At 64.8% G+C, this 8,723-nt stretch carries 6 protein-coding genes; 3 read left to right on the forward strand and 3 right to left on the reverse strand.

From position 1 onward, the window contains the following. Positions 1-1,396: 1,396 nt before the first annotated feature. Entirely contained in the window at positions 1,397-3,949 is a 2,553-nt protein-coding gene (clpB, locus tag B3T59_RS16900; protein ID WP_005209214.1) for an ATP-dependent chaperone ClpB, read from the forward strand. Positions 3,950-4,065: 116 nt separating this feature from the next. On the opposite strand, the gene sigK is transcribed toward clpB, so the two are convergent. Together sigK and B3T59_RS16910 are read right to left on the reverse strand one after the other, a co-directional pair. Then, positions 4,066-4,635, reverse strand: coding sequence for an ECF RNA polymerase sigma factor SigK (gene sigK, locus B3T59_RS16905; protein ID WP_039857030.1), 570 nt, complete (start codon positions 4,633-4,635; stop codon positions 4,066-4,068). Positions 4,636-4,820: 185 nt separating this feature from the next. Continuing rightward, positions 4,821-6,479 carry a dihydroxyacetone kinase family protein gene (locus tag B3T59_RS16910; protein ID WP_005209218.1) on the reverse strand — a complete coding sequence of 553 codons (1,659 nt, stop codon included), beginning with the start codon at positions 6,477-6,479 and terminating at the stop codon, positions 4,821-4,823. Positions 6,480-6,535: 56 nt separating this feature from the next. Here B3T59_RS16910 and B3T59_RS16915 point away from each other — a divergent pair, with 56 nt between their 5' ends. Further along, complete coding sequence (locus B3T59_RS16915; protein ID WP_005209221.1) at positions 6,536-7,135, forward strand: DNA-3-methyladenine glycosylase I; 600 nt, start codon at positions 6,536-6,538, stop codon at positions 7,133-7,135. 107 nt (positions 7,136-7,242) lie between these two features. After that, positions 7,243-7,539, forward strand: a complete 297-nt coding sequence (locus B3T59_RS16920) for a WhiB family transcriptional regulator (protein ID WP_005209222.1) — start codon at positions 7,243-7,245, stop codon at positions 7,537-7,539. Between the two features lie 380 nt (positions 7,540-7,919). On the opposite strand, the gene B3T59_RS16925 is transcribed toward B3T59_RS16920, so the two are convergent. After that, positions 7,920-8,723 (reverse strand): HNH endonuclease signature motif containing protein (locus tag B3T59_RS16925; RefSeq protein WP_287004429.1); only part of this gene is annotated, 804 nt, incomplete at its 5' end.

Raw genomic sequence — 8,723 nt, forward strand, 5'->3', positions numbered from 1 at the left:
GACTTTGCCGTGACCCTGGCAAAATGAGGAGTCGCTATCGAAAGTTGCAGGTTCGATCCGACGGAAGACTCAACCCCCAACAGCTAGAAGAGTTTCGTGCGCTGGACTCGATCTTTGGCTGCGAGCGCCTTGCACTGATTCGCTCACCGTCTGCGCGGCCGAAATCAGCGTCCCGCGAAGATCCCGAGTCACCCAGAGCAATGTACGAGGTTAGGCCGAGTCGGTCGGGGTTTGTGGTCCCTCGAGGGCATCCGGGGACCGGTCGGCGGGCATAAGAAAGTCATCGGCGACGGTGGCCACTGCCTGGGTGGCCGCTCGGGATCTCCCGCCAACGGTACTCAGGGGCTTTGCGGGGTTCACTAGTGGGCAAATCATTACCCGAAGCCCGCTCCGCGGTCCGGGTTTTGTACTCGTGGTTTTTAATCAATGCTGTCGCGCGCTTGGCCAATTGTTTTGACTGCTTGCAGCCGTGCAACGGGCTGTCTGAAACGAAGTCGCTGCCACAAGCGTTGCAATGGCGACTCTTCGTAGCTGCCCGACGCAGTCTCTGGCGGGCAGCGTCTGCGTCGGCTCTTCTCTTCGCAGATGCTGCTTCCGCCTCGATCTGCTGCCTTCGCCGGCCCTCGTCGGACGAGTTCCTCCTGGTTCCCTTGGGGGGCTTCACATACTTGAGTTCGCGCGTGAGTGTGAAAAGCTCGTTCGCCTCATCCCAACTCAGTTGTGGCGACGGGGGGAGTGTCGCGAGATGCACTAGGCGGTTCCATGACTCGGTCCTCGTCGGGTCGGAGCGGATTCGGAGGATGTGTGCACGTAACGGGCCTCCAACGGGGTCGTTGACAGTGTGGAGGTGTACCGCTCCGAGCTGTCGTGCGATCTTCAGCGTGTTCGGCGGACTGATCCCGATTTCGCGACCTAGCGTGATGCAGTTCCTGTTCGATCTAGCCATTGTTGCTGCCCCTCTGGTTGTGGGACCGAGTCTGGAGGACAAGTCGCTGCGGTACGCGCACGGTTGGTGTGCATGCGCCAGTCATTGAAGTCCACGCCTCAAACTTGCTCGACATGGTCGGAATCCTCGCACAACAGGGTTACATCGTCGCGCTCGTGGCCGATCGCGTTACGACGCCGGTCGTGCCGAACAGCAGTAGCCCACAGAGTCAACCCCGCCAGTCCACATTCTGTGACTGATGTGGCGATCCAGTCCAGGAATTCAGAAAACTCGCCCGTCTGTCCAGAAACTGATCGAGCGCGGCAGCCGCAGCTAGTGATGCAAGTCACACAATATACAAACCTGAGCGAAATAGACTCAACTCTACGTGCGTTGAACAACTCGAGTGGCCATAATTGAGCCACGGAGACTTAAGAACGCAAGAACACGTAGAGAAAGAGGTACCACGAAGTGGACAGCTTCACCCCGACCACCAAGACACAGCAGGCGTTGAGCGCTGCCGTGCAGGCGGCGGCCGCTGCTGGTAACCCCGACGTACGTCCCGCCCACATCCTGGTGGCTTTGCTCGACCAGTCCGATGGGATCGCATCGCCGCTGCTCAAGGCGGTCGGAGTGAATCCGTCGACTATTCGCGCACAGGCCCAGGCCATGGTCGATCGGGCGCCGACGGTGTCGAGTGCCAGCGCTCAGCCGCAACTCTCCCGCGAGTCGATCGCGGCGGTCACGGCCGCCCAACAGCTCGCGACCGAATTGAACGACGAGTACGTCTCCACCGAGCACCTCGTCGTCGGATTGGCGACCGGTGATTCCGACGTCGCCAAGCTGTTGCATGACAACGGCGCAACGCCGCAGGCGCTGCAGGAGGCGTTCGTCGCCGTCCGTGGCACCGCGCGCGTGACGTCCGAAGACCCCGAATCCACCTATCAGGCGCTGGAGAAGTACTCGACCGACCTGACCGCGGCTGCACGTGAGGGCAAGCTCGACCCGGTCATCGGGCGCGACTCCGAGATCCGTCGTGTGGTGCAGGTGCTCAGTCGTCGTACCAAGAACAACCCGGTGTTGATCGGTGAGCCAGGTGTCGGCAAGACCGCCATCGTCGAGGGGCTCGCTCAGCGCATCGTCGAAGGCGACGTACCGGAGTCGTTGCGCAACAAGACCGTTGTCTCGTTGGACCTCGGATCGATGGTTGCGGGCGCCAAGTATCGCGGCGAATTCGAGGAGCGGTTGAAGGCCGTGCTCGACGAGATCAAGGGATCGGCCGGACAGGTCATCACCTTCATCGACGAGCTGCACACCATCGTAGGTGCCGGTGCCACAGGCGATTCCGCCATGGACGCGGGCAACATGATCAAGCCGATGCTTGCTCGTGGTGAGCTGCGACTCGTCGGTGCCACGACCCTGGAGGAGTACCGCAAGTACATCGAGAAGGACGCCGCACTGGAGCGTCGTTTCCAGCAGGTGTACGTCGGCGAGCCGAGCGTCGAAGACGCGATCGGCATCCTGCGTGGCCTGAAGGAACGGTACGAGGTGCACCACGGTGTACGCATCACCGATTCCGCATTGGTCGCTGCCGCAACACTTTCCGATCGCTACATCACCTCGCGCTTCCTGCCCGACAAGGCCATCGACCTCGTCGACGAGGCGGCGTCGCGCCTGCGGATGGAGATCGACTCGCGCCCCGTCGAGATCGACGAGGTGGAGCGTGTCGTCCGACGCCTCGAGGTCGAAGAAGTCGCGCTCGAAAAGGAGCACGACGAGGCGTCGAAGCAACGTCTGGAAAAGCTGCGTCAGGAACTGGCCGATCAGAAGGAGAAGCTCAACGAGCTCTCTGCGCGCTGGCAGTCGGAGAAGACCGCCATCGATGCCGTTCGCGACACCAAAGAAAAGCTGGAACGCCTTCGCGGAGAAGCGGATCGCGCTGAGCGTGACGGCGATCTCGGCCGCGCGGCCGAGCTGCGCTACGGCAAGATTCCGGGCTTGGAGAAGGAGTTGGAAGCCGCGATCGAGAAGACCGGCACCGACCCTGACGAAGACGTGATGCTGCAGGAGGAGGTCGGCCCCGACGACGTCGCACAGGTCGTGTCGGCGTGGACGGGCATCCCCGCGGGCAAGATGCTCGAGGGTGAGACCGCCAAGCTGCTGCGCATGGAAGACGAACTGGGACAACGCGTCATCGGTCAGAAGGACGCTGTCGTCGCGGTCTCCGACGCCGTGCGGCGTGCACGCGCAGGTGTCGCCGACCCGAACCGGCCGCTGGGATCGTTCCTGTTCCTCGGACCGACCGGTGTCGGCAAGACCGAGCTGGCCAAGGCGCTGGCGGAGTTCTTGTTCGACGACGAGCGCGCGATGGTGCGCATCGACATGAGTGAGTACGGCGAAAAGCACGCCGTCGCAAGGCTTGTCGGTGCACCTCCCGGCTACGTCGGCTACGAGCAGGGCGGTCAGTTGACCGAGGCTGTGCGGCGTCGTCCGTACACGGTGGTCCTCTTCGACGAGGTCGAGAAGGCTCACCCCGACGTCTTCGACATCCTGCTGCAGGTTCTCGACGAAGGACGCCTGACCGACGGTCAGGGCCGCACCGTGGACTTCCGCAACACCATCCTCATCCTGACGTCGAACCTCGGTTCGGGTGGCGACAAGGACCAGGTGATGGCGGCAGTGCGCGCGGCCTTCAAGCCGGAGTTCATCAACCGACTCGACGACGTCGTGATCTTCGACGCGCTGAGCCCGGAGGAACTGGTGTCGATCGTCGACATCCAACTCGGCCAACTGCAGAAGCGGCTCGCACAGCGTCGCCTCGAGTTGCAGGTCACGCCCAAGGCCAAGGAATGGCTCGCCGAGCGGGGATTCGATCCGCTTTACGGCGCGCGTCCGCTGCGTCGCCTGGTGCAACAGGCCATCGGCGACAAGCTCGCCAGGGCGTTGCTCGCCGGTGACGTCCGCGACGGCGACGTCGTTTCGGTCGACGTCAGCGCCGACGGCGACGGTCTGGTTGTGGGCTGACCGGCCCAGAACTGATACGCAGGCAGGCCTGACAGGCTGAGAAAGGTCCCGACCCATTCGTGGGTCGGGACCTTTCGCTTGTGAGGGGGCGGTGTGGTTCGGGTGTGTTCAGGTGCTCACGCGGCGGGCACAGCCGAGATGTGCGGCTCGAGACGCTTGAGGGCCTGCCGGATCCGCGACTTCGCGGTCGGCAGTGCGACGCCTAGTTCGTCGGCAACCTCGCGGTAGGTCATGCCGCGGAAGTAGGCCAGCTCGATCGCTTCGCGCTGCAGTTCGGTCAGCCGTGACAGCAGGGACCGCACTTCGCGGACGGTTTCGCGGCGCTCGGCGGATTCGCTGACGACGTCGTGTTCGATCCGCGTCGACTGCTCGGCGGTGCTGTAGACGTGAAGTCGACGCTTCGCCGCGGTCTCCGAGCGAACCCGGTCGACGGCGCGTCGATGTGCGAGCGTCATCAGCCATCCGAGCGGTGAGCCCGACTCAGGATCGAAGGTGTGCGCCGACCGCCAGACCGTCAAGAAGACCTCCTGCGTGGTCTCCTCGCTGAGACCGCGGTCTCGGACAATGCGCAGAACCATGCCGTAGACGCGGTGGCTGGTCTCGTCGTAGAAGGCGGCAAAGGCACGCGCATCTCCCTCCGCGATCCGGGAGAGCAGTGCAGACAGGTGTCCCGTTGAATCACTCATGTCGAGCTCCTGTTCGAAGTGCGCAGCGCCGACTTCTCGACGTGGGCTAAACGCTAGGTCCTCGCGCACGTGGACCGTCAGGGGCGACAGTGGATTGCGACGAACTCGAAACCGAGGAAACTCGTGGTCACGAAGTGATAACGCGACAGGGCGCAATGGGTAAACGATTCCAGTCTATGAACGGGTCAGTCGTCAGCCAGAGCTTGATAGAGCCAGGACACGACGAGCGCACCCGGATCGACGACGCCGCGCGCATTCTCGCCGACGTAGCTGGCGCGGCCCTTGGTTGCGGTCGTGTCACGCGTGGATTCGGCACCTTCGGCAGCCTTCTCGGCGACGTCGGACAGAGAGTCGCCATTCTCCAAAGCGTCGACGGCCGGGCTGAGCGCGTCGACCATCGTGTTGTCGCCGACCTGGGCGCCCCCGAGATCCTGGATCTCCGCGAGCGCATGCGAGGAGCCCTCGCGGATTGCGGCCTCGACGTCGTCGGTCTCGGAGAACGCATGGGCCAACTCACGGAAGAGCACGCCGAAAATGACGCCGGATGTCCCGCCGGAGCGGACGAGATACGACGTGCTGATCGCGCTGAGAACCTGGCTGTCGGTACCGCGCACAGGGAGGCTGAAGTGCGACAGCGCGGCTTCCATGTTGGTACCGAAATCGCCGTCGCCCGCTTTCTGGTCGAGCTCGGTCAGGTCGTCGATCGACTCCTGGACGTGCCGGACGAAACGTGTCAGCCATTCGTTCTCGGCCCCGTCGTCCGCGGAATCCGACGGCTCGGCGAATGAGGTGTCGCTCAGCGGGGCGGTTCCCCGTGACGGGTTTGCGGCCCATCCCGGGGCGGTGGTCGGTGCGTCGAAAAGCGACACGACCTCGTCGTCGGCCCGCAGCAGGGTGATCGAGACGCCGCGCATGTCGAGGGCTGTGACGAATGTTCCGACCATCGGCCGAGCTATGGAGATCCCACGGCGGTCAAGATCTGCGACGACCTCACCGAACACGAGGTCGAGTTCGAGTGGGTGTGCGGCGCCCAGGCCGTTGACCAGGCAGATCACCTCTTCGCCGTGGGTAAGTGAGAGGGCGTCGACCAGCGGGTCGACCATGCGATTGACGAGCTCACGGGCGCCGACGCGGGCGGTGCGTTCACGGCCGGCTTCGCCGTGGATGCCCACTCCGAACTCCATCTCGTCGGCGTCGAGCTCGAAGGTCGGCGCAGACTTCGACGGCATGGTGCACGCGTGATAGGCCACCGAGATGCTGCGGGCGTTGTCCGCTACTCGCCGGCCGATGTCGGCAACGGTGCCGAGATCGTCACCGCGAGCTGCCGCTGCGCCACAGATCTTCTCGACCAGGATCGTCGCGCCGGTTCCGCGACGACCGGGGCCGGTTGCGGAGTCGGACGCCACGTCGTCGGCGACGACCACGTGGTCGGTCTCGATGTCGTCACGCACCAGATGCCGCGCGATGCGAAAGTTCATGATGTCGCCGGTGTAGTTCTTCACGATGTGCAGCACGCCTGCGCCGCGGTCGGCCCACCGCGTCGCACCGACGATCTGCAGGGCGTTGGGCGAGGTGAAGACCAGTCCAGGGCAGGCGGCGTCGAGCATGCCGGTGCCGATCATTCCGGAGTGCATGGGCTCGTGACCTGACCCGCCGCCGGAGACGAGGGCCACCTGGCTCTCGCCGGCGCGCTCGCGCAGGTGCAGGAAACCGGGGGCTGACTGCCAGACGATGTCGGGGTGAGCGGCAACGAATCCGCGGAGCGAATCGGTGATGAAGGTGCCCGGTGAATTCAGGATGTAGTCGCTCACGCAATCCACCGTATCGGTAAAGCGGTTGGACATGCCGAGCGTGTCCGAGTCCCGCGATACGCTCGTCGGCGGACTGGGAGGCAGGGCACATGGTGGACGTGATCGTTGGCGACGATGGCTTGTCGCGCTGCACCTGGGCGGCGGTCGAGCCCGAGACGACCTATCACGACACGGAGTGGGGATTTCCGCTCACCGGCGACAACGCCTTGTTCGAGCGGGTCTGCCTCGAAGGCTTCCAGTCCGGCCTGAGCTGGCGAACGATCCTCACCAAGCGCGAGAACTTCCGGGTCGCTTTCGCAGGTTTTGACGTCGAGAAGGTCGCGCGCTTCACCGAGCGCGACGTCGAACGTCTTCTCGGCGACGCCGGGATCATTCGTCATCGCGGGAAGATCGAAGCGGCGATCAACAACGCGCGGCGCGCGAGTGAGCTCCTCGACGACGAGGGGTCGCTGGAATCCTTCTTCTGGCGGTATGCGCCTGCGGCAGAACATGTTCCGGGTTCGATGACGCTGTCCGAGGATTCGACGAGACTCTCGAAAGACCTCAAGAAACGCGGCTGGAAGTTCGTCGGTCCGACGACGATGTTCGCGCTGATGCAGGCGTCGGGCATTGTCAACGATCACGCCTACGACTGCGTGACCCGTCCGACGGTCGCCGCGGCGATCGACGACTATCTGGCGTCGCAGTGACTCTTGACTTCGAGTGAGGTTGAACTTTTAGCCTCGTCAGCATGACCGCCGATGCCACATGTTCATCGCATCACCCGCGCGTCATGCGTCGCGCGCACGTGCCGTCAGTGACTGCGCCCGGCGCGCTGCAGACCTGCGGCGGCCCGGACTGTGTCGGTGCGGCACTGACCGCCTCGACCCTTCCGTGCCAGGAAGCCGACGCCGACCTGTGGTTCGCCGAAGACCCCCGTGACCTCGAGCGTGCCAAGGCCATGTGCGCCGACTGCCCGCTGCGGGTCCAGTGCTTGCAGGCCGCGCTCGATCGTGCCGAGCCCTGGGGTGTGTGGGGCGGCGAGATCTTCGAGCGTGGTGCCGTGATCGCGCGCAAACGTCCTCCGGGCCGCCCGCGCAAGACCGCGGCCTGACATGACCCACGCGGCCCCCCGGCTGTAGCCCCCGAGACGGTGTCTGGGGCTAGCGCTCGCGCGGGCGCCGAGCGATCCGTATGACGTTTACGCCGGAAAAGGCCCGGACTGGCATACGGGTCGGGCTGGCATACGGAGCGGGCGGTCGGCCCGGGGTCCGCTCGGCGGCGGTGTGCCAGGTCGGGGTGCTGCTCGGGCGTCCGGCGATCTGTATGACGTTGACCCCGGAGATGGGCCCTGATTGTCATACGGATCCGCGGCGGTGTGCCAGGGTGCTGCTCGACCGCCCGGCGATCCGTATGACGTTGAACCGGGAAATCCGCTCAGACTGGCATACGGATCGGGCTCATGCGACAAGACGATCCACTGCGGCTAGGTGGTCAGCGTGGGTATGTGGTGATTGTTTCGCCTGTGCGGGTGCTGGTCCAGGTGATGGAGAGGTCGGTGTGCATGGTGGGTGTCCAGAAGCCGAGGTGTTTTCGTTGGTGGTCGGGGCCGCAGAGGGGGACGAGGTTGAACAGCACGGTCCAGCCGCCCGCGTGGGGGTCGGTGTGGTTGAACTTGACCAGGTGGTCGAGTTCGGTGTGTTCGGCGGGTTTCCCGCATTCGGGGTAGCGGCATACTCCGTGCAGGGCGATGACTTGTTGGCGGAGCCAGTCGGGTGGTCGGTATCGCAGCGCCCATGGTGGTGGAGCCATGTAGCCGCCGTGCCCGGTGGGGTCGGCGGGAGGTGCGGGATTGTCGGGCTGCCCCCATGAGGCGAGGTTGGATGCCATCGCGGCGAGGTTGAGCCCTGGGGAGGTGAGGTTCACCGCGAGACTCGGCTGGCCGGTGGTGTCGATGAGTGCGGTGAGGTCGGGAAACGCGACGGGTCGTGCGATGACGCCTGCGGCGAGTTCGGCTGCGTGAGCGGGGTCGATCACGCCGAAGCCGACGAGCCGGGGAACCGCGACGCCGGCGGGATCGATGAGTACTTCCAGCGCCGTCTGCTGTGCGGGCTCGGCTGTCGGCTCTTCGGCATTGTGCTCATCGCAGGTCGCGCTGCCAGCGGCCACCGCGTCGTCGGCCTCGCCGGTGTTGGGCAGATCCTTCTCGGGTGCCTCGTCTGCGTCAGTCACACCTGCGTCGGCATCGCCGGTGTCGGGCTGGTCGAGCGGTGCTGCGTCGTCGAATGGTGCTGTGTC

It is taken from the genome of Gordonia sp. UBA7860 (assembly GCF_002500165.1).
Classification (GTDB): domain Bacteria; phylum Actinomycetota; class Actinomycetes; order Mycobacteriales; family Mycobacteriaceae; genus Gordonia; species Gordonia sputi.